23 protein-coding genes are annotated in these 25,464 nt (G+C 36.9%); 12 read left to right on the top strand and 11 right to left on the bottom strand.

Features of this window, described 5'->3' with window-relative positions:
- Positions 1-46: 46 nt before the first annotated feature.
- From murI to LS69_RS03085, 4 genes are all read right to left on the bottom strand, one after another.
- Entirely contained in the window at positions 47-802 is a 756-nt protein-coding gene (gene murI, locus LS69_RS03100; RefSeq protein ID WP_138121998.1) for a glutamate racemase, read from the bottom strand.
- 3 nt (positions 803-805) lie between these two features.
- The gene (gene rho / locus LS69_RS03095; protein ID WP_138121996.1) at positions 806-2,131 is read right to left on the bottom strand and encodes a transcription termination factor Rho; all 1,326 of its coding nucleotides are present in this window, start codon (positions 2,129-2,131) and stop codon (positions 806-808) included.
- 142 nt (positions 2,132-2,273) lie between these two features.
- A complete protein-coding gene (locus LS69_RS03090; protein ID WP_138121994.1) occupies positions 2,274-2,939 on the bottom strand; it encodes a LysE family translocator in 666 nt (221 codons plus the stop codon).
- 14 nt (positions 2,940-2,953) lie between these two features.
- Positions 2,954-3,868, bottom strand: a complete 915-nt coding sequence (locus LS69_RS03085) for an aspartate carbamoyltransferase catalytic subunit (RefSeq protein WP_138121992.1) — start codon at positions 3,866-3,868, stop codon at positions 2,954-2,956.
- Between the two features lie 182 nt (positions 3,869-4,050).
- On the opposite strand from LS69_RS03085, the gene LS69_RS03080 reads away from it, so the two are divergent.
- Genes LS69_RS03080 through cmoA form a run of 5 tightly spaced genes read left to right on the top strand, consistent with a single transcriptional unit; the run spans position 4,051 to position 8,293 of the window.
- Positions 4,051-5,379, top strand: coding sequence for a UDP-glucose/GDP-mannose dehydrogenase family protein (locus tag LS69_RS03080; protein WP_138121990.1), 1,329 nt, complete (start codon positions 4,051-4,053; stop codon positions 5,377-5,379).
- Positions 5,380-5,396: 17 nt separating this feature from the next.
- On the top strand, positions 5,397-5,936 hold the full coding sequence (locus tag LS69_RS03075) for a hypothetical protein (protein ID WP_238699095.1): 540 nt from the start codon (positions 5,397-5,399) through the stop codon (positions 5,934-5,936).
- Positions 5,937-5,960: 24 nt separating this feature from the next.
- Positions 5,961-6,695, top strand: a complete 735-nt coding sequence (locus LS69_RS03070; RefSeq protein WP_138122189.1) for a TlyA family RNA methyltransferase — start codon at positions 5,961-5,963, stop codon at positions 6,693-6,695.
- Complete coding sequence (locus LS69_RS03065) at positions 6,649-7,593, top strand: bifunctional riboflavin kinase/FAD synthetase (RefSeq protein WP_138121988.1); 945 nt, start codon at positions 6,649-6,651, stop codon at positions 7,591-7,593. The genes LS69_RS03070 and LS69_RS03065 overlap by 47 nt, the downstream gene beginning before the upstream one ends.
- Entirely contained in the window at positions 7,586-8,293 is a 708-nt protein-coding gene (gene cmoA / locus LS69_RS03060) for a carboxy-S-adenosyl-L-methionine synthase CmoA (RefSeq protein ID WP_138121986.1), read from the top strand. The genes LS69_RS03065 and cmoA overlap by 8 nt, the downstream gene beginning before the upstream one ends.
- Before the next feature lie 84 nt (positions 8,294-8,377).
- Here cmoA and LS69_RS11050 read toward each other — a convergent pair whose 3' ends face one another.
- Positions 8,378-8,512, bottom strand: coding sequence for a hypothetical protein (locus LS69_RS11050; protein ID WP_275050955.1), 135 nt, complete (start codon positions 8,510-8,512; stop codon positions 8,378-8,380).
- A gap of 404 nt (positions 8,513-8,916) precedes the next feature.
- On the opposite strand from LS69_RS11050, the gene LS69_RS03055 reads away from it, so the two are divergent.
- Together LS69_RS03055 and dapE are read left to right on the top strand one after the other, a co-directional pair.
- Entirely contained in the window at positions 8,917-11,796 is a 2,880-nt protein-coding gene (locus LS69_RS03055; protein ID WP_138121984.1) for an autotransporter outer membrane beta-barrel domain-containing protein, read from the top strand.
- A 143-nt stretch (positions 11,797-11,939) separates the two neighbouring features.
- Positions 11,940-13,226, top strand: coding sequence for a succinyl-diaminopimelate desuccinylase (dapE, locus tag LS69_RS03050; RefSeq protein ID WP_138121982.1), 1,287 nt, complete (start codon positions 11,940-11,942; stop codon positions 13,224-13,226).
- A 101-nt stretch (positions 13,227-13,327) separates the two neighbouring features.
- Here the strand turns inward: dapE and LS69_RS03045 are convergent, their stop codons facing one another.
- Positions 13,328-14,104, bottom strand: a complete 777-nt coding sequence (locus LS69_RS03045) for a M48 family metallopeptidase (protein WP_138121980.1) — start codon at positions 14,102-14,104, stop codon at positions 13,328-13,330.
- Between the two features lie 207 nt (positions 14,105-14,311).
- Here LS69_RS03045 and LS69_RS10775 point away from each other — a divergent pair, with 207 nt between their 5' ends.
- The gene (locus tag LS69_RS10775) at positions 14,312-16,309 is read left to right on the top strand and encodes a nitrate- and nitrite sensing domain-containing protein (RefSeq protein ID WP_238699093.1); all 1,998 of its coding nucleotides are present in this window, start codon (positions 14,312-14,314) and stop codon (positions 16,307-16,309) included.
- A gap of 2 nt (positions 16,310-16,311) precedes the next feature.
- Here LS69_RS10775 and LS69_RS03035 read toward each other — a convergent pair whose 3' ends face one another.
- The 5 genes from LS69_RS03035 to gdhA form a co-directional block, all read right to left on the bottom strand.
- The gene (locus tag LS69_RS03035) at positions 16,312-16,578 is read right to left on the bottom strand and encodes a hypothetical protein (protein WP_138121978.1); all 267 of its coding nucleotides are present in this window, start codon (positions 16,576-16,578) and stop codon (positions 16,312-16,314) included.
- 355 nt (positions 16,579-16,933) lie between these two features.
- Positions 16,934-17,755, bottom strand: coding sequence for a tRNA pseudouridine(38-40) synthase TruA (gene truA, locus LS69_RS03030; RefSeq protein ID WP_238699090.1), 822 nt, complete (start codon positions 17,753-17,755; stop codon positions 16,934-16,936).
- The gene (locus LS69_RS03025; protein WP_138121976.1) at positions 17,719-18,759 is read right to left on the bottom strand and encodes an LptF/LptG family permease; all 1,041 of its coding nucleotides are present in this window, start codon (positions 18,757-18,759) and stop codon (positions 17,719-17,721) included. The genes truA and LS69_RS03025 overlap by 37 nt, the downstream gene beginning before the upstream one ends.
- A 116-nt stretch (positions 18,760-18,875) precedes the next feature.
- Entirely contained in the window at positions 18,876-19,712 is an 837-nt protein-coding gene (locus LS69_RS03020) for a DNA ligase (RefSeq protein ID WP_275050954.1), read from the bottom strand.
- A gap of 27 nt (positions 19,713-19,739) precedes the next feature.
- The gene (gene gdhA / locus LS69_RS03015; RefSeq protein ID WP_138121972.1) at positions 19,740-21,092 is read right to left on the bottom strand and encodes an NADP-specific glutamate dehydrogenase; all 1,353 of its coding nucleotides are present in this window, start codon (positions 21,090-21,092) and stop codon (positions 19,740-19,742) included.
- 266 nt (positions 21,093-21,358) lie between these two features.
- Between gdhA and LS69_RS03010 the strand changes: the two genes are divergently transcribed.
- From LS69_RS03010 to LS69_RS02995, 4 genes are all read left to right on the top strand, one after another.
- On the top strand, positions 21,359-22,900 hold the full coding sequence (locus tag LS69_RS03010; RefSeq protein ID WP_138121970.1) for a hypothetical protein: 1,542 nt from the start codon (positions 21,359-21,361) through the stop codon (positions 22,898-22,900).
- Positions 22,901-23,281: 381 nt separating this feature from the next.
- Positions 23,282-23,476, top strand: coding sequence for a hypothetical protein (locus LS69_RS03005; protein WP_138121968.1), 195 nt, complete (start codon positions 23,282-23,284; stop codon positions 23,474-23,476).
- A 439-nt stretch (positions 23,477-23,915) separates the two neighbouring features.
- Complete coding sequence (locus LS69_RS03000; RefSeq protein ID WP_138121966.1) at positions 23,916-24,623, top strand: hypothetical protein; 708 nt, start codon at positions 23,916-23,918, stop codon at positions 24,621-24,623.
- Positions 24,623-25,464 (top strand): hypothetical protein (locus LS69_RS02995; RefSeq protein ID WP_202978659.1); only part of this gene is annotated, 842 nt, incomplete at its 3' end. The genes LS69_RS03000 and LS69_RS02995, both read left to right, overlap by 1 nt.

The following is a 25,464-nucleotide window of genomic DNA, read 5'->3' as shown; positions in this document are numbered from 1 at the left end:
TTTAGCTTTCTTTTTGAAAAATCTAGCGAAAATAAAGAATCTATGTTTATTTTATAAGCCATACTTTGGCAATTTGTTCCAACTTTTCCACGCAATCACTTGCATAAAAAGTAACCTTTGGAGGAGTGTCAAAGGATTTGAGAATATAGGAATTTTGCAAATACTCCATAATCGCCTCTCCTGAATGGATTAATAGGGGTTGTTTGTGGTAATAATTAGAAATAGAATCTGCAATCAGCGGGAAATGTGTGCAACCCAAAATAATCGCCTCTGGAGTTTGTGGGTATTTAGCGAAATAATGTGCAATCGTGGAATCCAAAACCGCTCCTTCAAAGATTCCTTCTTCTACGATTGGCACAAAAAGACTTGTTGCAAGTCCAAAGGTATTACAATAGCCTTCAACGCTAAGAAGTTCGCTATAAAGTTTGCTTTGAATCGTTGCCTTTGTGCCTAAAATTAGGATTTTGGAATCTTTATTGGAAATTTTATTTTTAAGGGCTAGGACACCCGGTTCAATCACGCCCACGATAGGATAGGGGGCGACTTCTTGCATTGCCTTAAGACCATAGGCACTTACGGTGTTACAAGCAATGACGAGCAAATCCAAATGAAAGCTTTTGAAAAATTCTAATGCTTCTAAAGAATATTGGATAATTGTCTCTGGGCTACGCACTCCATAGGGGACACGCGCTGTATCGCCATAATAGATAATTTCTTCAAAGTTGTGCGAATGAATGAGGCTTTTTAAAACGCTGATTCCACCCGCTCCGCTATCAAACACCCCGATTCTATATGGAATCATTTTTTAATCTTTTGTGTCATTATTCATCATATTTAAAAACTCTTCATTATCTTTGCTTTTTTGCATTTGAGAATAAAGGAAAGTTAGCGCGTCAATTTCATTATTCATTTGATGAATCGCATTGCGAAGCACCCAAACTTTTTGTAGCTTATCGTGTCCTAAAAGCAATTCTTCTTTGCGTGTGCCACTTTTTAAAATATCCATTGCAGGATAGATTCTGCGCTCTGCAATATGTCGCGCCAACACAATTTCGCTGTTTCCTGTGCCTTTAAATTCTTCAAAAATCACTTCGTCCATTCTTGAACCTGTTTCAATCAAGGCAGTAGCGATAATCGTCAAACTCCCGCCTTGTTCAATATTTCTCGCAGCTCCAAAGAATCGTTTAGGCTTGTGCAAAGCATTAGCATCAACCCCACCGCTAAGCACTTTTCCGCTACTTGGTGTGGCGGTATTATAAGCCCTTGCAAGGCGAGTAATGGAATCTAATAAAATCACAACATCTTTGCCCATTTCTACCATACGCTTTGCCTTTTCTACTACAAGCTCCGCGACGCGTGTGTGGTTGTTTGCAGGCATATCAAAAGTGGAGCTATACACTTCGCCTTTGACACTGCGTTCCATATCGGTAACCTCTTCTGGTCGTTCATCAACAAGCAAGACAATCAATTCTACTTCGGGGTGGTTGTGTGTGATTCCATAGGCAAGTTCTTTCATAAGCTCGGTTTTGCCGGTTCTTGGTGGTGCAACGATGAGTGCGCGTTGTCCTTTGCCAATAGGGGCAAATAAATCTAGCATTCTTCCTGTGATTTTAAAACTATTGTATTCTAGTTTAATTTGTTGTGTTGGGAAAAGGGGGGTGAGATTGTCAAAAAGTGGGCGGTTTTTCATCTCTTCTGGAGATTGGTAATTGATAGCTTCTACTTTGAGAAGTGCGTAGTATCGTTCTTGGTCTTTAGGCGATCGGACTTGTCCTGTGATAATATCGCCATTTCTTAGGGTAAATCTGCGAATCTGTGTGCTGCTAACATACGCGTCATTTTGTGAGCCCGAGAAGTTTTCATCAATGGCGCGTAAGAATCCATAGCCTTCACTTGTAATTTCTAGGATTCCGGTAAAGAGTATGAATCCGCCCTTGCTCACTTGAGTTTTAAGAATTTCAAAAATCAAGTCTTGGCGTAAAAATTCTTGGGGGTTTTCAATGCCCAAAGATTTAGCAATCTCTGCAAGTTTGTTGATGGATTTGGCGCGTAAGTCTTCAATTGTATAACCTTCAACAGGTGTGTGGGTGCGGGTTTTATGTTCTTTTTTGTTTGAATTGTTTTCGCTCATTTATTGCCTTAAAGTTTTATTTAGGATTCCTTGCAAAAGTTTAAAAATTGAAAAAAGTGGAAAATGAATGTTGGATTGTTATAATCCATAAAGTCCTTTATGCAGTTCCTTGATTATTACGAAGTAATAAGAGAATTCTAATCTAAAAATGCGCACTTGTCAAGTTTGAAGATTGAATTTCTCCAAAAAAGGTATAGAAACTTTGATAACTAGAAATAAGAAGAAGAATCGCAAAGCCGATAAATACGATTCCACAGATTTTATCTATTCTATCAAAAAGCGCGTTATTGATGAATCTCCTAAAAAATATTCCCAAAACAATCACCATCAAAAATGCCAAAAATAACCCACAAAGTAACACTAAAAGGCTGATTTCTAGGTGTTGGTTCATAAAAGGGGCGATAATGACTGCAAAAAATAAAATCGCTTTGGGATTGGAGAGATTCAATAAAAAGCCTTTGAATACGAAATCAAAGATTGCTTTTGTCGGCGGTGTATTGTCGGCAAAGTCAATTGTGTTTTTGGGTTTTTTAAAAAGCAAAAAAGAAATATAAAGCAAATAAAATCCGCCAATAAAACTTAGGATTCCTTGCGGCAATGCGCCATTAATGAGATGTGCGAATCCAAAGTAAATTAAGCTAATAAAAATAAGCCAACCACACGAGATTCCAAGCAAACTAAAAAATCCCGCTTTTGCGCCAAAGCTAATGGTATTTCTAAGCACAAATAAAATATCCGGTCCGGGCGTTAAAGCACCCACTAAGCCTACAATAAAGAGGGTAGCGAGTTCTAAAATTAGAGATTCCATAATGGATTTAACAATTAAAAATAAGGGAAGTTTTTAGGGATTTTTGAATCGCTATTATGTGTGATGAGCGTTTCTAAAACCGCCATACGAATCGCTACGCCATGCGTTACTTGTTCTAAAACTTTGCAACGAGGGTCTTTTAGCATAGAATCGCTAATATCAATGTTACGATGCACAGGTCCGGGGTGCAGTAAGATAATATCGCGATTTCCAAATGCTTCTTGCGTGATACAATAATCACTTGCATAGTCTTTTAAGCTAGAATAAATAGGGCAATCGTGCCGTTCTGTTTGTGTGCGCAAACTCATCACTGCATCTACTTCGTCAATGACTTCTTTTAGAAATAAGCAATGGCGTAAGGAGGTTTTAGGGATAAAATGCGGAGGTCCTACCAAAATAACTTTCATACCGAATCTTCCTAAAAGTTCAATATTGCTATTTGCTACGCGTGAATTGCGAATATCACCGACAATAGCGATTTTTTTGCCCTCTAAGTTGCCTAGATGTTTGCGCAAAGTCAGTAAATCCAAAAGGGCTTGTGTTGGGTGTGCGTGTGCACCATCTCCACCATTGACGATAGAGCAGGAAACATATTGAGAAAGGATATTTGGCACACCGGCATTTCTATGCCGCACGACAATCGCGCTTGGATTCATTGCATTGAGGTTTGCAGCGGTATCAAAAAGCGTTTCGCCCTTTGAAGTAGAGCTGCGTGATACATCTAAACGCACGACGCTACCACCAAGCCTTTTGGTGGCGACTTCAAAGCTAGAAAGCGTGCGGGTGGAGTTTTCGAAAAAGATTGTAATGACAATATGTCCATTTAAGCTAGTTCTAGGTTTGGATTCTAAAAAGCTTTGGGCTAAATCTAAAATTTGTTCTACTTCTTCTTTGTTAAAATCCCTAGTTTCTAAAAGATGTCGCGCCATAATCCAATCTCCTTTAGCCCGAGCTTTGCTTCACTTCTCTTTGTTTGGCAATCTTTTTGTATTTAAAGTTTAAAATAAAATATTATAAATTTATTTTGCTTTAAGTTTCCTTTGCAGTTTTGTTATTTTGGATAAGATTATGCTAAAATGCGCAAAGTTTTAATTTTAAAGGCAATCTTACAATGAATATAGCAGTGATTGGCACAGGATATGTGGGTTTGGTGAGTGGGACTTGTTTTGCCGAAATGGGAAATAAAGTTGTTTGCGTAGATGTAATGGAATCTAAAATCACACAACTTAAATCCGGTGAGATTCCAATCTATGAGCCGGGCTTAGATGAGTTAGTGAGAAAAAATTATCAAAATGGAAATTTACATTTCACAACTTCTCTAAAAGAAGCCTTGAAGAATTGCGAGATTGTTTTTATTGCTGTTGGCACACCTATGGGGGAAGATGGAAGCGCGGATTTGCAATATGTGCTAAATGCCGCAAAGGAGATTGGTGTGCATTTGGAATCGCAAGTGATTGTGGTTAATAAATCCACGGTTCCTGTTGGCACGGCACAAAAGGTTAAGGCAGTGATTGAAAAATCCCTAATGCAACGCAAACAAGATATTCCTTTTGGTGTTGCAAGTAATCCAGAATTTCTTAAAGAGGGCGATGCGCTAAATGATTTTTTGAAGCCTGATCGTGTGGTAATTGGCGTAGAAGAAGATTGGGTGGAGGAAAGATTAAGAGAACTTTACGCGCCTTTTTGTCGCAATCATGACCGCTTGATTGTGATGGATATTAAAAGTGCAGAAATGACAAAATATGCTGCAAATGCTATGCTTGCGACAAAAATTAGCTTCATTAATGAGATTGCAAATATTTGCGAGGCAGTAGGGGCAAATGTCAATGATGTGCGTGTTGGAATCGGAAGTGATAAGCGGATTGGGTATAGCTTTATTTATCCGGGTTGTGGATATGGCGGAAGTTGTTTCCCAAAAGATGTTAAAGCCTTGTCTAAAATCGCACTAGATTATGGCGTAAGCCCGAAGATTATCCACGCAGTTGAGCAAGTTAATGTTGAGCAAAAGCAAGTTTTGGGCAAAAAAATCGTGCGGCATTTTGGCAATGATTTGAGTGAGCGACAAATTTGCCTTTGGGGGCTTAGTTTTAAGCCTGAAACAGATGATATGCGCGAAGCAACTTCTATTGTGTTGATTAATGAGTTAGTTGCGCGTGGTGCAGTCGTCAAGGTATATGACCCAAAGGCAATGGAAGAAGCGCAGCGATTTTATCTTAAAGAGATTCCAAATCTTTTATATGCCAAAAATAAATATGACGCATTAGATAATTGTGATTGTTTGGTGCTTGTTACAGAATGGAAAGAGTTTAGAAGCCCGGATTTTTTGGAGATTAAAGAGCGTTTGAAAAGCCCCATTATCTTTGATGGACGCAATCAATACAATGCTAAAAGACTAAAGGAATTGGGATTTACTTATTATGAAATTGGCGTTAGAAGCTAAGAAATAGGGCGGAGTTGATGAAGCATTTTTTGGTTGGAATCTTAATTTTAAGTTTGGCGGTTTTAAGTGGGTGTGTAGATGTGGATTCTGTGAAGTCTAAATTGATTCCCTCCAAACCTGAAGAATCTTATATCCAAGCAACTCGCAAAAGCGAATTGGTGTTTGATGAAACAACGCGCATTGTGTTAATTGCCGTGCATTTAAACGCTTATGATGAGCAAAAATATCCACACGAAAAGGGAGAAATTTTCTTCGTTGATGTTTATCAAAGTGCGCAAAACTCTAAGGGATTCTTAGAAAATGGCTACAACTTGAAGCTAAGCAATGGCGAATCTCCTGTTAAAATCACCCGACTTCAAAAAGAAGACTTGCGGGATTTTATGCTTTCAAACGCAATGCGTTGGGGAGAATATTATTGGGTGGAATTTGCCCCGCAAGATAAGCGCGTTCAAGATAGTCTTATGCTAGTTTTAAGCCACCCAAAATTTGGCGAGAATACCTTGAAGTTTGGATTTAAGGGATTAAGCAAAGAAGAGCTTAGAGGCAAGGATAAGTGATTGCAAGAATCGCTAATAGATAAAATGCGCTTAGATCTTGCTTGTGTAAGGTTGGGATTGGTAGAATCGCGTAATAAGGCGCAAAGCCTGATTCAAAAAGGCAAAGTTTGTGTGAATCATCAGCCTTGCAATAAAGCTTCTTATGAAGTTTCTAGCAAGGATTGCATTACGCTTTTGGAATCTTTAAACTTCGTGAGCCGTGCGGGAGAAAAGTTGTATTATTTTTTGGAATCCAATCCTAATTTAGTGCGGGATTTTGGTGCTTTAAGAGCTTTAGATATTGGCGCAAGCACGGGAGGCTTTAGTGAGGTTTTGTTACGCGCAGGGGTGGAATCTATCGTCTGTGTTGATGTGGGAAGCAATCAGTTGCATAAGAGTTTGAGGGAAAATCCGCGTGTGCAATTCTATGAAAATATGGATATTCGCTCCTTTGTGGGGTTGGAATCGCAAACTTTTCCTTTGGTGGTTTGCGATGTTTCTTTTATCGCATTAAAGGATATTTTGGAAGCCATTGAATCTTTGGCAAGTGGGTTAGTGATTTTGCTTTTTAAGCCACAATTTGAAGTGGGAATTGAAGCTAAGCGCAACAAAAAAGGTGTTCTTATGGAATCGCAAAGCACAATGGAAGCATTAGAAAAAACGCTTGGGTTGCTAAAAAATAATTTTAAGATTCTTTGTGTGCAAGAATCCAAAATCAAAGGAAAGGAAGGGAATGTTGAGTTTTTTATCGCTTGTCAAAAATCCAAATCTAGCGCATAATATTACGAGCCTTGCGCTTGGGAAATTTGATGGTATGCACATTGCGCATCAGGCTCTTTTTGAGAGATTGGACGAAAGAGGAGCGATTCTGTGCATTGAAGGCAATCAAGGTGAGTTGTTACCACATCAATATCGTTCTTTTTATACGACGCATTCTATGTTTTATCTGCCTTTGGAATCCGTGCGTAACCAAAATGACGAGGAGTTTGTAGCATTTTTGTTGCGGTTCTTGCCGAATCTTAAACGCTTGGTAGTTGGTTATGATTTTAGATTTGGTAGGGAGAGGCATTATTACGCTTTTGATTTGCAAAAGTGCTTTAAGGGTGAAGTAGTCGTGGTAGAAGAAGTGTTTTACAAAAAACTTTCTGTGCATAGCGGATTGATTAAGGAGTTGTTGTTTAATGGCAATCTTAAACTTGCAAATAAGCTTTTAGGACGCGCCTTTGAGATTCGTGGTGCAATCGTGCGTGGGCAAGGAATCGGGGCAAAAGAACTTGTCGCAACGATTAATTTAGAAAATAATGGGTTTTTGCTGCCAAAAGAAGGCGTTTATGCAGGATTTGTGCAACTTGGCGCACAAAGTGCAGAATCCCCAAAATATCCCGCTGTGATTTTTATCGGGAATCGCGTTAGCACCGATAAATCTTTCGCGATTGAGGGGCATTTGTTGGGATTAGAATTACAAATAAATCAAAAAGAAGCAGGGTTTTTTCTCGTGAAATATTTGCGCGAAAACAAGCATTTTGAGGCATTAAGCGCATTAAAAGAACAAATTCAAAAGGATATTCAAAGAGCTTGTAGGGTTTTAAAAAAAGAAGAGAATTTACTACAAAATAAGGGCTTTCAAGAGGCGGAATCGCAAAAAGTAGAATCGCAAGTAGGGGGAGTGAATGGATAGGGTTTTTGCAGAAGCGCAACATAAGCAGTTTGAATTTGACGCGAAAGTCGCGGGGGTGTTTGATGATATGGTAAGTCGTAGTATCCCGCATTATAAGGAAGTTTTGGAGCTGTGCGCGGATTTTGCATTGATGTATTTGAAGCAGGATTCTACGCTTTTGGATTTAGGCACAAGCACGGGTGCAATGCTTGTAGAGATTGCCTCTAGGGCGAAATTTCCTCTGCATTTATATGGGATTGATAATGCAGAATCTATGCTTGATGCGGCGCACAATAAGCTTAGCGCGTATGATTTTAGTGCGAATCTCATCTGTGGCGATGTCTTAGAAGTGGAGTTTCCGAAGTGTAATGTGGTGATTGCAAACTACACTTTGCAATTCATTCGTCCTTTGATGCGTGAAAAACTCGTGCAAAAAATCTTTGATTGTTTGGAAAGTGGTGGAATCTTCATCGTCTCTGAAAAGGTGATTGTGGAGCATAAGGGCTTGGATTTTTTGATGATTGATTATTATTTGCAAAACAAAAAAAAGCAAGGATATAGTGATTTTGAGATTGCAAGGAAGCGCGAAGCATTGGAGAATGTGCTTGTCCCTTATAGTGAAAATGAGAATAAAGAAATGCTTACAAATGCAGGATTTAAGCACATTGAAACGCTGTTTCGTTGGGTGAATTTCGCAAGTTTTATCGCAATAAAGAATTAATATATTTGCTAGATAAATAACCGCAAGGGTGGTAAGTCCTTGTAGCATATGGTTTTATAGAAGGCGGTTGTCTTACTTTTTGGATTAAAACAAGAATCTTCTTATCTCTTCTCTAAAAAGCATAGTGATGATTGCGACAACCATAATGAAAGTGTTTAGGGTATTCATTATGGACTCCTTGTGTTGTGAAGTCTGCCCTCTCCCAACTAAATAGCCCAAAAAAGCCCAGCTCCTCCAAAAGAGAAACCGAGCTTATTTCACAACGCAAGGCTATAAAACCTTTTATGTCCATCTACCAAATGGATAAACTATATATAACATAAAAATAAGCAATGCGAAATAGTCTTTTTATGGTTTTCTCACATTCTTGTAGTTGTTGGGTTTGTTACTTTTTGTAATAAAAACATAAAAACTGACTTAATTCTTTGAATACTCTTTGTTTCATCTAATGAAAATAGTATTATAACTTATTAAATGTTAAGTTTTTTAAAGGAGGAAATTATGTCAAAGAAATCACATAAATCTGTCGGGGGGGGGGGGCATTTACAGGATTAAATAGCAAATCCTCTCAATCTCATCTTCAAAACCAATCCAAAATCCCCATTCTTCCAAAACACTTTAGATTGTCTACCATTTGTGCGGCGGTATTGTTGTCTTCTTCTGCCTATGCTTATACTTGCAATGGAAATCAATGCACCATAGGAACAGAATCTGGAGTTACACTAAGCAATACAAGCTCTCCTAGTGTACCCAATAATGCAGAAGTTGAAATCCAACAAGGTGCAAGTGTAACCACAGGTTCAGGTAAAAATTCCTTGATAGTTCGGGATATTATGCTAAGAGTTGTCACCAATAAAGGAACAATTCAGGGGAACAATAACGGAAGTAGGTCTGGTGGAATTCTTTTTAATGGCTCTACTTCTATCGAAGAATTAACCAATGAGGGAACAATTTTGGGGAGTAATGGAGCTGAAGGCGGAATCATATTGCATCAAAATGGTAATAATAATATAGCTAAAATTACAAATGGTGGGAGTGGAAATATTGTTGGTTCAACAATTGGAATTTTTCTTGGTAGAGTCAATACTAATAGTATTGATGTCATAGAAAATTCAGGCATAATCAGTGGGGTAAAAATGGGGATTGAAAATCATGCAAGTATTGGTAGTATTACTAATGGTGGCACAATTACAGGTGGTAGTAATGGAATCCTCAATAACTCAACAGGCACTATCACCACCCTCACCAATTCAAGCACAATCAGCGGAACTAATGCAGGAATCAATAATCAAGGAATAATCACAACTCTAACCAATAATAATGGAGGCAATATCAATGGTATTAATAATTCAAGAACGATTACAACTCTAAATAATTCTGGAACAATTGAAAGGATTACTAATAGTGGAACTAATGCAAGAATTGATAACTTCACCAATGAAACAAATGGTGCAATTAAAACTATCACTAATCAAGGTTCTATAGATGCTTTTACCAACAATGGTCAAATACAAAATGTTGATTCCACCAATGGCGCGATTAATCAAATCTCTAATGGTGGCACGATTGTCAACCTTTCTTTAAATTCTATTGCTAATGGAATCACTAATGATACAGGCGGCACAATCACAAACCTAACTGCAAACACCATTAATAATGGAGTTACCAATAATGGCAGAATGGATACGCTTAGTGTAACAACTATCAATGGCGGAGTTACTAATAGTGGAAATATCAATACTCTAGCTTCCAATACTATTTCAGGTGGAATCACCAATCAAGGCACAATAAGGAATCTCAACAATAACAATGGAAGAATAGATGCAATTTCTAATAGCGGCACTATTTCTGGTCTCTCTAATAGCGGCACAATTACTGATACTCTTGCTAACTCCGGCACAATCACCCATTTAAACAATACAGGCACACTTGCGGGGGGAATTACAAATAGTGGTAATGGTAGGATTACACTTAATTCTGCAGGAAATATTGGCTTAAATGCAAATGGCTTGCATATTGAAAATACTAATAATACCGCAAAAGCCATCACAATTGAAAACATTTCTCCTATGCGTTTCAATAAGCCAAAAGTCAGTGCTGGGGTAACAAGTGGAATCTTTATCAAGCAAATCACTGCTCAAGTTGAGCGAGAGGGACTTATGCTAGAAGATTTGATTGAAGAAGAGGGAATTAATGTTGCCAATAATTGTGAAAATTGTATTTTAGGTTTAGATGAAAATGGACAAGAGAGTAATTATAGCGTGTTTGTTAAAAATACAAGTGTGCTTTTAAATGACTTTTATGCCAAAAGAGGACAAGCAACAAGTCTTACGCTTGACACCTCTGCTCTCTCTGGTTCTACAATCTCTCAATCTATTATCGCCAATAGCCGATTAAGGAATATTAGAACCAATTCTATTTTAAAAGAATTTAGCATTAAAAACTTTCAAACAAAATTTGGAAATGATATAGAGAAGCTAATAGATTCTGAAGATTCTAATTCCAAAGAATCTAATCTTGAATCTTTGGAATTTTATAATCTTAATGAGTCAGAAAAATATGCTTCACTTGCTCAAGATATGATTTTTTCAGAGAATGCAGAATCTACCGCGCAAACTTGGAGTGATGAAGATTTGATTCGAGAACTAGACGATATTTTTATTGCTAATAAAAGTGGAGGGGAATATTATACTTTTATTGCACCTTATTTCTCTTATGATTCTTCTGATATAGGAGGTGGGGATATAAAAGGGCATACAAGAGGATTTCTTGCTGGAATCCAAATGCCTTTAGACAATAATGCAGGGATTGTAGGGGCATTTTTTGGATACGAAAGAACAGATAAAGGTCTTAGTAGTGCTTCTTTTAATGGGGATTTAGATTTTAATGATACTTCATTTCTTGTAGGAGTTTCTTATTATAATGTCTTTTATAGAAAAGGATTAGTGGAGTATTATTTATCAGGAAATGCGAAATTAGATAAAAGCGAATCTAAAATAAATAGAGGTTATGAAGGGGGAGAGACAAAAGCAAAGCCAAAAAGCATAGGTTATGGTATAGAATCCAAAGTGGGAGCAAATATTTATAATATCTATGATAACTCCGTGCTTTCTCCAGAGATTGGACTAGTTTATCAAGGGATTAGTATGGAGAATTACACGCTAGATTATGGAAATATCAAAGAGCATTATTATTCTGAAGATACAAACTTTGTTGATATGATTGCCGCTTTAAGGTGGCAAAGGGCTGCAAATCCAATGGTGAAATACAATGTTTCTTTAGGAGGTTATGTTAATCTCTATGAAGACGGAAAGGTTAGAGGATTAGCTGCTGGGTTTCCTTTAAATGAAGAAGTGAAGACCTCGGATTATTTTGCTTTTACCAATTTAGGAATTACCTATGCCATCTTGGACAATGCAGAACTTTCTTTCAACTACAATGGAATCTTGGGAAACAAAATCCAATCCCATACAGGTTATGTGAGATTGGGAATATGGTGGTAAGGACGGTTAGGACTTACCTTGCCATTGTGTGAATTATAAGGGAAAAGTAATTCATATAGAATGGTTAGCAGAATCAAGGGTAAATTTAAGTATAATTTTTGCATAGAATTAACAATTTATAAAGATTCTTCTAAAGGATTCCAATGCAAACACGAATTAATACATTAAATGCCATAGAGGTTTTAGAAAAGCTTATTTCTTATCCGACTATCACCCCGCAAGAATGCGGAATCTATGTGTATATTAAAGAAATTTTGTATGATTTTGAAGTTTTAGAGTTGGACAAAGAGGGTGTAAAAAATATTTTTCTTTACAAGGATTTAAGTAAGCTTCAAAATCCAAGTAAAGATAATCCAAATACAAGTAATTCCAACAGCTGTGAGGATTCCAAGGGGTTGCAAGAGAATTTGGCAAAACCTCATTTATGCTTTGCAGGGCATATTGATGTTGTGCCTCCGGGAGAGGGTTGGGAGAGTGAGCCTTTTACCCCAATAACCAAAGGCGAATTTCTTTATGGTAGAGGTGCGCAAGATATGAAAGCGGGCGTGAGTGCTTTTGTTTGTGCAATTAGGGAGTTTGTGGATTGTGTTTTGGCGCGAGATTTTAAGGAATCTAAGGAAAACGCGATTCTGCAAAATCACGATACAAACACCCAAACACAAGGATTTAATGGAATCTTATCTGTGCTTTTAACAAGTGATGAGGAGGGCGCGGCGATTTTTGGCACAAAATATGTTTTAGAACGCCTTAAGGAGCGTGATTTGTTGCCACATTTCGCGGTGGTGGCAGAGCCTACAAGCGTAGAGAAGTTTGGCGATATGATTAAGGTTGGGCGACGCGGTTCTATCAATGGAATCTTAAAAGTTTTTGGCAAACAAGGGCATGTCGCTTATCCCAAAAAATGCGTGAATCCTGTGGAACTCATCGCGCCTTATTTGCCAAAAATTGCCGGGTGGGATTTGGATAATGGTAGTGCAGAGTTTGAACCTAGTAAGCTCGTCGTTACAGATATTCGCGGGGGATTGGAAGTTGTGAATGTTACGCCCAATGATTTAAAAATTATGTTTAATGTGCGCAATTCCACAAAAACAAGTTTAGAAGATTTGCGCCAATATTTAGAAGGTTTACTTGCCAAGATTCCGCATTCTTTGGAATTAAACCAAAGCTCCAAGCCATTTTTAACTAATAAAACAAGCGAGATTGTGCAAAGGCTTGTTGAGGTGTTAGAATCTCAAAATGGCTTCGCTCCGATTCTTAGCACGAGCGGTGGCACGAGTGATGCGAGGTATCTCGCTGAATATGGCGTGAGTGTCGTAGAATGCGGCGTGTGCAACGATACGATTCATTCTATCAATGAGCGAGTGTGCATTAGCGAAGTGGAATCCCTATGTGAATGTTTCTTGGCTTTGCTTTGTAAATGGGGGGCGTAGGGCGGATTGCTTATGAAGTCTCACAATGACGCAGTAACGCACTTTTTAGTCGCCAACATTTTCCTTGCGGAATCCTTGCAATGACGCTAAGCAATTAAAATTTATGGATTGTTACCATTTTCGTTTAGGATTTTTTGAATTTCTGTAATGCGTTTAGAATCGCTAGGGTGCGTGGAGAGGAAGTCAGAGGAACTCCCTCCGCTATTGGCAGACATTTTTTGCCAAAAACTAATCGCAGCTTGTGGATTGTAACCTGCTTTTTGCATTAAAATAATTCCCGCCCTGTCTGCTTCAAGCTCGTGTGAGCGACTAAAGGGCAACATTATGCCCACATTGCTTCCCATGCTATAAGCTTGATTGAATAAATTACTAAACTCCGGAGCTTGTGAGCCAATCACCAAGCCAAGCAATCCCCCGCCGATTTGTTGGAGAGTTTGCATACTCATACGCTCTGCCCCATGTCGCAAAATCGTGTGTGCGATTTCGTGCGAGAGAATCACAGCGAGTTCATCATCACTAGCGACTAAAGGCATAATTCCTGTATAGACAAACACCTTACCACCGGGCAAACAAAATGCATTGACTTGCGCGTCTTCTAGGAGATAAAATTCCCAAGCGAAATCAGGACGCTCCGCCACATTTGCGATTCTTTTTCCTACGCGTTCAATCATTTGCGTTTGTTGCTTGTTGTCGCTGATTTTGGATTCCTTTAAAACCGCTTTAGCACTTTGTTCGCCAAGCGCAATCTCTTCTTGCGTGTTGAGTAGCATAAGTTGTGAGCGGTTAGTAAGCGCAGTGGAAGAACACGCACTAAAGAGTATGCACACAGTTAGTGAGAATCCTACCAATGCGGTTTTAATCCATAATGAATTTTTCATATTTTAGTCCTTTGTAGCAAGGGTTGTTTTTAAATGTGAAATATTGAAATATATTGTATAGAAATTTTGCTAAAAACACCCAAAGAGTTTTAGGAATCGTAAGATTATTATTTTATTTTTAAGGAAAACATTTTAAAATTACTCAAATTCAGACAACAAAGAATCGCGGAAGATTTTAATACGGATTCATCATAAAAAGGGGAAAATATGTCGTTTTTCAATAATCTTAGAGTGGGGGTGAAGTTAATCTGTTTAATGATAATCCCTTTAGTTACCTTGATTGTGTTTTCTGTGGTTTTGATTGGTGAGCGTTACCAGATTGCGCAGGAGTCTGTGTTGTTAAAGCACGGGGTAACTTTGGCGACAAAAATTTCTCTCGTGATTCATGAGTTGCAAAAAGAAAGAGGCACTTCCGCAGGATTTTTGGGCTCAAAAGGCAAAGATTTCAAAGAAGCATTGCAAAAACAACGCACATTAAGTGATGAAAAAATCAAAGAATTGCATGGTTTTTTAGCGGAATTTGATTTGCACACTTATCCTCAAAACATACAAGATTCCTTGAAATCTTCTCTGCAACAAATTGATAGGATTAATGAGATTCGGCAAGGTGTGGATACGCTAAATGTAAAAGTGGGCGATGTTTTGGGGTATTATACAGGCACGATTGCTTTAAATATCCAATCTATCGTGGAGATTATTAATATCAGCACAAACGACCAAATCACAAGGAATCTCGTAGCTTATGTGAATTTTCTTAATGCCAAAGAAAATGCCGGACAAGAACGCGCCGTGCTTTCTAATACTTTTGGCGCGGATAAATTTGCTAATGGAATCTACAATCGTTTTATTGCCTTAACCATAGCGCAAAACATCTTCCTTGAAGATTTTAAACGATATGCAAACCCAAAAGATTATCAGTATTACCTCAAAATGACAGAAGACAAAAGTTTTTCAGAAGTAGAACGAATGCGTAAAATCGCAATGGAACATTTTATGGAAGGGGGATTTGGAGTTCAGGCGACTTATTGGTTTGGCACGATTACAGAAAAAATTAATTTATTAAAAAATGTGGAAGATAGACTTGCAAAAGGCTTGATTGACCAAATTACAAAGCTTGAAAAGGCGAGCTTCTTTAGCTTTTGGCTCATGCTTAGCATCGCAGGTATTGTCGTGTTGGTTACTTTGGGGGTTGGTTATTTGATTGCCCATAGCATTACCTTTAGAATCCGATTAATGCGTAAGTTTCTAGTTGAATTAAAAAATACGAAAGATATTAGTAAGGATTTGGTGATTGAAAAAAATTCCGATGAGATTGGCGTGATTCATCAAGCGATTAATGATTTCCTTATTGCGATTCGGCAGATTTTCTTGCAATTAGCTCCACAAAGCAAAGAGAATCTGCAAACTTCAAAAAATCTACTTGGCAGTGCCAAAGAAGTTTTAGTGCGCACACAAGAGGGATTTGAACTCTCTAGTAAAACAGAAGCAACAGGCAAAGAAGTAGAAAGAGAACTTGCAGATAATATTCAAAAAACCAATGCGACTATGCAGGATATTTTGGCTGCAAAAGATGAATTAGATAGTGCTTCGGGCGTGATTATGGATTTCACACAAAACATCGCACAAGATGCGCAATTGCAAGAAGATTTGGTGCATAATGTTGCGTTGTTGGATAAAGAGGCGCAAAACATCAAAGGAATTTTGGGTGCGATTGATGATATTGCTTCCCAGACCAATCTTTTAGCACTCAATGCTGCGATTGAAGCGGCAAGGGCAGGGGAGCATGGAAGAGGATTTGCGGTTGTTGCCGATGAAGTGCGACAACTTGCAGAGAGAACGCAAAAATCTTTAAACGAGATTGATGCGATTATTAATACAATCGTGCAATCCATTAATGGAGTGAGCAGTCAAATCACACAAAATGCGAAAAGCTTTTATCATATCGTTGATGAATCCCAAACGATTCAAGAAACCATTAATTCTGTGGTAGAAAAAATTAAGATGATTAGTGCTTTGGCGCAAGAAACCCTTGATAGCTCTTCTATACTAAGTAAAGACACAGAAATGCTTTTGGATAACAACAAAGTGTTGAATCAAAATTTAGAGGGAATCGCGGAAGAAATGGATAGAATCTCATCTGTTTCCAATGAATTAGAGGGCAGAGCGGTAGAAATGGAAAACAAAATCAACGAATTTAAGTTTTGATATTAAATATTTTTGCGTGTTAGGTGTTTGATTTTTTCTTTTAATTCTTGAATGCTGATTTGTCTGCCTTTGGATTCTAAGGATTCTTTGGTTTTATGGCGGATAAAGGTAAGCATTTCTCGCCTAATAGCGTATTCGTTGCCTTGTATGATGATTTTTTGGTATTGCTTTGGTAGGAAGATGATTCTTTTTGGGCATTTGCATTCAAAAGGATAGAGAATAAAAGCTTCAGCATTTTGTTGGGGTATTTCAAGGCTGAAGATTGCCACTCCAACTTCTCCGAATCTAAAAAATCCCCTTTGGATTCTCCACTAATACCTACGCTCAAATCTTATTCCACGATTCGTGATAAAGATTTTGTTTTTGCGACGATAAAACAGTGCTTTAGCCCAAAGAATCACCGCAAAAAGTATTATGAACTCAACAATAATAACGCCATTTCATTAGATGCGATAAAAAAAGCAAGATTAAAATTGCGATTCCAAATAAAAGCAAAAGATATTGAACCAAAGTATCCAATATAAAGACATTATGCTTTACTTCAAACACAATCTCATCATCTTTTATATCGTTTTTTCTTCCATAGTTTATTTCTTTTGTTGCTATAATGGAATCTTTCGCGCCTCAATAATCAACGCGCGTCAAAAACAAACCATTAGGTGCGACAGGGATTCTATAAATTTCTTTCCCCATTAACTGCATTCTAAGCTCCTCTAAACTCAAATTCCCTTTATCAATCTCTAAAAGGAATCCAACTATCAAACGAATCTGTGAGCGCAAAAACCCATTGCCCCAAAACGATAGAACCCAAAAGCATTCATTTTCTTTTAACTTGGCTTGATAAATCGTGCGCACACTTTTGGTTGTAGGCATTTGGGATTCTTTGGTGTTATCTCCACAACCGCCCTTTTTCATAAAAGCCCCAAAATCGTATGTGCCAACTAAATTTTCTAAAGCAAGTTTTAGTAATTTTGGATTCTTGATAGAATAGGGCAGACTAAAGCTATTTAAAAAAGGCGAGTTTCGTTTGCTTAACACATAGCAATATCCGCGTCTTTTAGCAGAGAATCGTGCATTGAAATCTTGCGGGACAAACCAAATCTGTTTAATCCTAACATAAGGCGATAATTTTGTGTTTAAATGTGTTTTTAAAAGAACTAAATCATGCCAATAATAAGGAATCTCTAAAGAAATCACTTGCGCACTAGCGTGCACACCTTTATCTGTGCGCCCACTTCCCACAAACTCGCTAAAGATTCCAATGCTTTGCAAAGCAGCTTTTATCGTATCGCTTACACCCAAACCGCTTTTTTGGCTTTGGAATCCGCAAAAAGCTGCGCCATTGTAAGCAATGCGCATTGCGATTTTAAGGGATTCTTTAAAAGATTGTGATTCCATAGCTTGTTTTGTTAATAGAATCTTGTAACATAACGCCGATACAGCCAATAACCGCCAAAAGCCCAAAGAAATGGTAAGACAACAGAACCTAACAAGGGAATATAATTCGCGCACAAATACATGAGTGCATAAAACGCACCCACGATTGCCATAGATTGCAAAATCGTGTAGTTTTTTTGGTAGCGAGGATTTTTGATTCCCAAAAAAGGATAATAAAAAAGGCTAATCAGCGGAAAAAGCGAAAGCAAAAGATACATACTAAGATTTCTTTTTGTCTTTTCTTGTCGGTTGTTGGGATAAAATGCTCTTTTCCAATACTCTATAAGCCCTAATTCCGAACTCTCCAAAGAACTCATTGCATTGCGCAATATCAACTCGTTAAACCCAATTTTTTCAATTTCATCTCTCGGTTTGCGATAAACTTTGCCATTGGTTAATACTACTTCCATGACGCCATTATTGTTAGAGATTCTTGCAACTTTGGCGAAGATTAACCCCTTGTCTTCTTTGTTTTCTTTGGCGAGAGAGAGGAGAACAATATTTTCATAAACATTTTCGTCTTCTTTGTTTTCTTGCGCATAAACTAGCCATTCACCAAGCTTTTGACCAAACTCACCCGCTTGTAAATTGATATTGATACTATTTTTGCGCTCCTCTAAAAACTGCCGATATGCTATATCGCTAAGAGGTGTTAGCACTAAAGAGAGAATCAGCAAACTAAAACTTGCAAGGAATGCAATGGGTAAAAAAATCTTAACAAGGGTTTGTGGATTCATTCCTAATGCAAACAAAACAGGCAATTCATAGTCAAAACTAAGCCGAGAAAGCCCAATCGCACAAGCGATAAAAAAACTAAGAGGAATCACAAAAAAAATCATTGTCGGGAGCGTGTAAAAATAAAGAGAAAGCAATTCAAAAAAGCTGATTTTTACCACAAAAGTAACACTTGCAACGCGGATAAAAATCACGACAGAAGCAATAAAGAATAAAACCAAAAAAATAGGAAAAAAGATTTGCGCAAAGCTTTGAAATAAAAAATTCTTGATTCTCAAAAACAATCCTAAGACATAAGACATTAAAAAGTTTATTTTACATAATTTCTACTAAATTTTTGCCTTGAAAATGCAAGGAATTTTGCAAATCTAATTTCAATGATTGCAAATCTAGTTTAGATTCCACCCTCTCGGATTCGTAAAAACACCGGGAAGCGCGGAAGTTTGTTTTTGGTATAACCTTGATATTTATAAGTAATGATTGTCCCGATTTTTGGAGGATTTGCGCGTTCTTTGTCGTTAAAGCCTGAACCAATCTTGAATTGCTTATTTTCACCCAAAACTTCACCTTCACACCAAATCGCGCCAATTTTATCAGAATGTTTGCCTTTGCCTTGCGTGTAGTCTCGCACGACGCATTCAGCATCAGTGAAGGGTTTGAGTTTATAACCTATTTGGAGATTGGAATTTTTACGCAAAATAATCCCCTCGCCACCCTTTTTTAAAACTTCTTGATAATAAGATTCCAAATGTTCGTGGCTTTGTATGGGGATTTGCGGAATAATTTTAATATGCGCATTAGGAAAGTCTTTTAAGTATTCCTCCAAATATTTCAAACGCTCTGTGAGTGTGCAAGAATCGCAAACACCACGCACATCAAAGACTTGATAGGTGAGATTCTCCCATTCTTCTTCGTTTGGGATAGAATCCCTTACAATGCTTGAAGTTTTTTCAAAGCTGTGATGTGTGAGCCACAATTCTCCATCAAGCACAAAAGGAGGGAAATTCGTAAGCCAAAAATTTGGTGCTTGGATTTTGTTGCCTTTGCGGGTTTGCAGAATCTTACCATTCCAGATTCCACGCACACCATCAAATTTTTCACTCATTACAAATTGTGGAAATTCTTGCGGTGGAATACAATTCTCTTGATAAAGACTAAAAGTTGGAATCTCCGCAAATATTGGGAGATTCCATAAGAAAAGGAGGATGACAAGGATTCTAAAATGTTTCAAAAGATTCTAATCTTTTACAATCCAAGATTATAAACCTTGCTCAATCATTGCGTTTGCAACTTTTCTAAATCCTGCGATATTTGCGCCAAGCACGAGGTTGGTAGGATCTCCAAACTCTTTTGCAGTTTCACTCGCATTTGCATAAATATTTTTCATAATATTGTGCAATTTTTGATCTACTTCTTCAAAAGTCCAAGCTGTCATAGAGGCGTTTTGGCTCATTTCAAGCCCACTCGTTGCTACGCCACCAGCATTTGCTGCTTTGCCCGGACCATAGCAGATTTTTGCATTTAAGAATTTATGCACCGCATCAATAGTAGAAGGCATATTTGCTCCCTCACTCACGCACTTGCAACCATTTTTAAGTAGATTATCCGCGTCTTTTGCGTTGATTTCGTTTTGTGTTGCACTTGGGAATGCAGCAAACGCAGGAATCGCCCACAATGGATTATGATCGCTTGGATATTCCTTGATGCTTGTCCATTTCGCGCTACCGCGCTCTTTTGCATAGGATTCCAAACTTTCGCGTCTTTTTTCTTTGATTTCTTTAAGCAATGCTAAATCAATGCCATTTTCATCATAAATCATACCTTTAGAATCGCTGATTGTTACAGGTTTTGCGCCGAGTTGTTGGAGTTTTTCCACGGTGTAAATTGCGACATTTCCGCTACCAGAAACAAGGCAAGTTTTACCCTCTAAACCACCAAAACTGCTATTTTTTAGCATTTCTTGCGCGAAATATACGCTTCCATAACCCGTAGCTTCTGTGCGCACAAGACTACCACCCCAAAGGAGAGATTTACCTGTTAAGACGCCCTCGTAGCGATTTGTTAGTTTTTTGTATTGTCCAAACAAATAGCCAATCTCGCGTCCTCCAACTCCAATATCTCCCGCAGGAACATCAGTGTGCGCCCCAATATGGCGATAAAGCTCATTCATAAATGCTTGACAGAATCGCATAACTTCTCTATCGCTTTTGCCTTTAGGATCAAAGTCGCTTCCGCCCTTTCCACCGCCCATAGCAAGTCCGGTTAAAGAGTTTTTGAAGATTTGCTCAAATCCTAAGAATTTGATAATGCCCTCTGTTACGCTAGGGTGGAATCTCAAACCACCTTTATAAGGTCCTAATAATGAGCTAAATTCAATACGATAGCCACGATTGACTTGAATTTCTCCTTTGTCATCTTCCCAAGTTACGCGAAAATTGATTTGACGCTCTGGAATCACGATTCGCTCTAAAACCTTATAAGATTCATATCTTTTATCTTTTTGCAATGCAGGTTCAATAGACTCTAACACTTCTTTAACTGCTTGATGAAACTCCACTTGGTCAGGATAGAGTTTTTGGACTTTTTGAATGACATCTTGTGTGTAAGACATTTGATTCTCCTTTGAAAAATTGAATGGCAGAATTGTAATAAATCTTTAATTAATATAATCTTATACAATTAAAAATTTTTTTTAAGTTTTGTTTTTATGAGTTGTATTTATAAATATCGTAAAATAAATACTTTAAGTCATTTTTGTAATGCTTAAATATTTTAAAATTGGATTCTAAAGTGAAAAAATTTACAAAAAATTTATTTTAGTTTTTTAAAAAATAGCCGATATAGTCAATGTTAAATTTCAAAATTAAAGGAGAAACCATGCAAGCAAGTTTAAGTTTCTCTTCTTTGCAAGCCTCATATACCACCACGCAATGGAGTGCCGTTAAAGAAGAGCTTACTAACACACAAGCAAATAGAGTTCCACAATCAACAATCAACCAAGACGCAAAAGGACAAACTAGTAGTATTTTAGCTAGTAGTAGCCTTAATACCGATGGTTTAGGAGATTTTCAAAAAACGATTCTAAATAAAGCTTTAGGCAAAGTTTCAGAGATTCAAAATGAAATGATGAAAGTATGGGAACAATTATTCCCAAGCAATGCTTCAAGCACATCACAAAATGCTACGATTACAATGACAGATTTATTGTATAACAAAAATTTCGCAAGTCAAATAGTAGGAAGCGGAATCAGCCTATCTCAAGGGTTTTCACAAAGCCTTTCAATCTCTATTTCAGGCATAATCGTAGGCAGTGATGGGGTGTCAAAAAACTTAGATTTGAGCATTAGCGTCTCTCAAAGCTTTATGCAAAATTTGAGCGTTAATACTTCTAATGCGACACAAAACATTCCTCAAGGCGTGAATAAAAAGGTTATTGACCCTCTCGTAATTGACTATGAGGGCAGTGGCACAGAATTGAGTGATACAAAAATGCGCTTTGATTTGGATAGTGATGGCACTCCTGACCAAATTTCAACACTTAAAAAAGGTTCTGGATTCTTAGCTCTTGATAAAAATGGCGATGGCAAAATCAACGATGGCAATGAGCTTTTTGGAACACAAAGTGGCGATGGATTCAAAGATTTAAGCGTTTATGATTCCAATGGCGATGGCAAAATTGACAAAGAAGACCCAATCTATGATAAACTAAGAATTTGGACACCTGATGAAAATGGCGAAGGGCAACTCGTAGGATTGGGCGAAAAGGGAATCGGAGTGATTTATCTTAACGCCCAAGAAAGTCAAGAGATGATGAGGGGAGAAAATGGCGATTTGTTAGGAATTAAACAAAAAACCGCAGATTATGTGCGAGAAGATGGAAGTAGCGGACAAATTCATCATATTGATTTAGTGAGTGAAAAAATCAAAGATGAAGCAGTGCAAAATCAAGCGCAAAATGATTCAATCTTGAATGCTCTTCAAAGTCTTGGCACACAAATTGGTAGCAAAACCTATCAAAGCCTTGGAGCTTCTATCTCTAACTTGCAAGTTTCTATTACAGCACAAAATAGCCAAAGTGCGCTTTTGGGGGCTTTTGGCAATGGAATCACAGGCTTGTTTGAGCGTGTTCCTTTTGCCAATGCTACAAAACTTGAAGTGAATATTTCTTTTAGTTTAAGCTCTTTGCAGACTGCTACAAATGGCATCAGTTCAGAAACTTCTAAGATTTGGAATGCTTTAGAAAACAATTTCAAAAAGCTAGAAGAAATGAAAGAGAAAATGGAATCCGCTTGGAATCAATTTGACGAATTAACAAAAATGAATCGTCTAATGTTTGACCCCTTTAGTTTTTCAAAAGAAGATACCTTTAAAAAGGGAATCTTCAGTGCGCAAACTATCAATAAGCTTCTAAGTGCGTAAATAGTATTAAACCATAGCTTGGAATCCCAAAATTCTAAGCTATGGATTCTTCATTTGATTAATTTCAAACTTTTGTTATATGACCAAAACTCACTAATAACAAATGCTACAATGTTTATTTAGGCTTTTTGTAAAAGGTATGGGTTGTCTGTAATGCTTTTATATGGAATCCAAAGCCACTCATATTATCAATCAAATACGAATCTCATATTGCTCATAAGCTCAAATTTTGATATATGGAAGGTTGTTTTTCTTTGTCTATTCCCTTTGTTTGGAATTTTATGGACAGGAAAAAGCATATTTGATTCCTTAAATCTAAAAACTATCTATCTTACCAATAAAGAACCTGTGATTCAAAAGCATATAGGCAAGGATTTAAGAATGACATTGGGAACATTTCTTGTATCTGAATCTACTATGGTCATACAACCTGTGTATGATGCACACATAATGTCAATGGATTTTTCTATGGAATTTTATTCTTTTATAGACGCCGACCAAACAAACATCAAAGAACTTATGTTGTTGCTTAAGTCTTACATTGTGGATTGTCTTATGAAATATAGCAAAGAGTGATATAAAAGACTTCGGATATACAGGAGAGATTATTAATTATTCTATGATAATAACAGGTGCAGCTTCAATGAGTGTATTAGAAGAATATATGAAAACTCAAAAAATATCAAAAGGAATAAATGGACTATATTGGGTCAAACTTACAGGCAACTTTGGAATTTTAAGCTATCTTTAAAAAAGCAGAGGGAAAGGATAATAGTAGAGCAGTTAGTGAAGCTATAATTGAATTTATAATGTCTTATGTCGGTAGCAAAGTCGGAAAAATATTTGCCACAAAAATAGCTACAAGATTAGGCATAGCTCTTGGAGCTAGAATCTTAGTAGGTGTAACAAAAAGATACCTTATCTCTAATGCAAGATTACAATTATAGAATGTGAATCCAAAAGCACTAAAGAAGCAAAAAATTTGCTAGAATAATCAAAGGCTAAAAGGAAATTAATGAATGAAATAAATAATAACACAAAATTCAAAGATTTAGAACCTAGCACGAATCCTAAACTAGCAAATCAAAATTCTAAGAACAGCATAGAATCTGATATTAAACTAGATTCTAATAGTGATGCAATTGTGTGGGAGTTGAAGAAAGAAAAAACAAATATGATATTTTTAAATTATCTATGCGTTTATGGACTTTATATGTTGTATATATTATTTTCAGTTTGGATTATTTATAAATTTGTATCATTTGAAAATATTATAGAAATCAAAAATATTTTAATATTCGCAGTATTTGTATTTGCAATATCTTTTTTTACAACTAAAATCCTTTATAATCTCAATCTAAAATCTTTCTATTTTACAAAAAATAACCTTGTTATTAAGAAGCATATAGGAAAAAATATTATCTTGCCTTTAGGGACATTTTATTTGACAAAAGATATTACATCTAGTCTAGGATTGGATATTAACGATACAATAGGAATCTATAAAATTTCCAGAGAAATACTACCATTTTATTGTTTTGCTGATTTTCATACTAACATAGATGAAGCAATTAACATTATACAGCCTTATATTGAAAATTATCTCTATGAGGCAGATAAAAACACATATTTATATTTTAAAAAGACAAACGCAATTAATGGTTTTAAAAAAAATTATATTGATTTTAACAAACTAGACAAGCTTCGAGAGGAGAGGAATTAATGACTGAAAATAAAAATATTTACAAAGGTTTAGAATGTCATTGTAGTGAATTCAAGAAGATTCCTACCAATCGCAAAGATTTAGAAATGTGTGGGGAAGTAGTAACTTATGGGATTGCGGTTACGCAAGGATATGCTGTTTATGAATTAGATAGATATTTTAAACAGGAAAATATTGGAAAATGGGGACAAAAATCAGCAAGAACACTGATAAAAATGAATGGAGGAATTTTAAGCTTTTTTCAAGGAAAAATTGAGGGAAAAAGTAATAAAAGGGTTGCAATAGAGACAGGTGTGGGATTTATAATTGGAGAAATTACAACCTCCACCCTCGTAGTCAAAACAGGCATATCCCTCCTTACTCGTATGGGTGTAGGTGCAGCCACAGGTGCAACAATGGGTTCTGCATTTCCTATTGCTGGAACGATTGTAGGGGCTATTGCAGGAGCATTAATCGCAGGAATCATTAATGATACAATCTTTAAAGAAGAAGACAAACAACTAGCCAATTCTAAAGCACAAAACGAAACAATAGATAAATTATCACAACAATATCAAGATAAAATTAATCAAATCAATGAATATTTGATTAAAAATAATTATAGCGAACTGAGAGAGATTAATGAACAAGAATCAGAAATGCTTTGTAAAGCTTTAACTGATTTGAACCAAACTCCTATGCAAAATATAGAGTTAATGCACTCTTTCCCCCACTATCTTAGACGAGATTCTAATCCTTTCTCCTCCCTCCACCCCCTCAATCCTTCCCATTCTCCTCTCTTAAATTCCTACTCTAAAGATTCTAATACTTCTACTCTATATAATCCAACTCCTTATTGTAA

Source organism: Helicobacter sp. MIT 05-5294 (assembly GCF_000765675.1).
Lineage (GTDB): Bacteria > Campylobacterota > Campylobacteria > Campylobacterales > Helicobacteraceae > Helicobacter_D.
This window is presented reverse-complemented; position numbering and strand designations above follow the sequence as displayed.

What these genes read in the sequence shown, in the direction of transcription:
- murI (WP_138121998.1), bottom strand. Translation starts at nt 802, where the DNA reads ATGATTCCATATAGAATCGGGGTGTTTGATAGCGGAGCGGGTGGAATC.
- rho (WP_138121996.1), bottom strand. Translation starts at nt 2,131, where the DNA reads ATGAGCGAAAACAATTCAAACAAAAAAGAACATAAAACCCGCACCCAC.
- LS69_RS03090 (WP_138121994.1), bottom strand. Translation starts at nt 2,939, where the DNA reads ATGGAATCTCTAATTTTAGAACTCGCTACCCTCTTTATTGTAGGCTTA.
- LS69_RS03085 (WP_138121992.1), bottom strand. Translation starts at nt 3,868, where the DNA reads ATGGCGCGACATCTTTTAGAAACTAGGGATTTTAACAAAGAAGAAGTA.
- LS69_RS03080 (WP_138121990.1), top strand. Translation starts at nt 4,051, where the DNA reads ATGAATATAGCAGTGATTGGCACAGGATATGTGGGTTTGGTGAGTGGG.
- LS69_RS03075 (WP_238699095.1), top strand. Translation starts at nt 5,397, where the DNA reads ATGAAGCATTTTTTGGTTGGAATCTTAATTTTAAGTTTGGCGGTTTTA.
- LS69_RS03070 (WP_138122189.1), top strand. Translation starts at nt 5,961, where the DNA reads ATGCGCTTAGATCTTGCTTGTGTAAGGTTGGGATTGGTAGAATCGCGT.
- LS69_RS03065 (WP_138121988.1), top strand. Translation starts at nt 6,649, where the DNA reads ATGTTGAGTTTTTTATCGCTTGTCAAAAATCCAAATCTAGCGCATAAT.
- cmoA (WP_138121986.1), top strand. Translation starts at nt 7,586, where the DNA reads ATGGATAGGGTTTTTGCAGAAGCGCAACATAAGCAGTTTGAATTTGAC.
- dapE (WP_138121982.1), top strand. Translation starts at nt 11,940, where the DNA reads ATGCAAACACGAATTAATACATTAAATGCCATAGAGGTTTTAGAAAAG.
- LS69_RS03045 (WP_138121980.1), bottom strand. Translation starts at nt 14,104, where the DNA reads ATGAAAAATTCATTATGGATTAAAACCGCATTGGTAGGATTCTCACTA.
- LS69_RS10775 (WP_238699093.1), top strand. Translation starts at nt 14,312, where the DNA reads ATGTCGTTTTTCAATAATCTTAGAGTGGGGGTGAAGTTAATCTGTTTA.
- gdhA (WP_138121972.1), bottom strand. Translation starts at nt 21,092, where the DNA reads ATGTCTTACACACAAGATGTCATTCAAAAAGTCCAAAAACTCTATCCT.
- LS69_RS03010 (WP_138121970.1), top strand. Translation starts at nt 21,359, where the DNA reads ATGCAAGCAAGTTTAAGTTTCTCTTCTTTGCAAGCCTCATATACCACC.
- LS69_RS03005 (WP_138121968.1), top strand. Translation starts at nt 23,282, where the DNA reads ATGACATTGGGAACATTTCTTGTATCTGAATCTACTATGGTCATACAA.
- LS69_RS03000 (WP_138121966.1), top strand. Translation starts at nt 23,916, where the DNA reads ATGAATGAAATAAATAATAACACAAAATTCAAAGATTTAGAACCTAGC.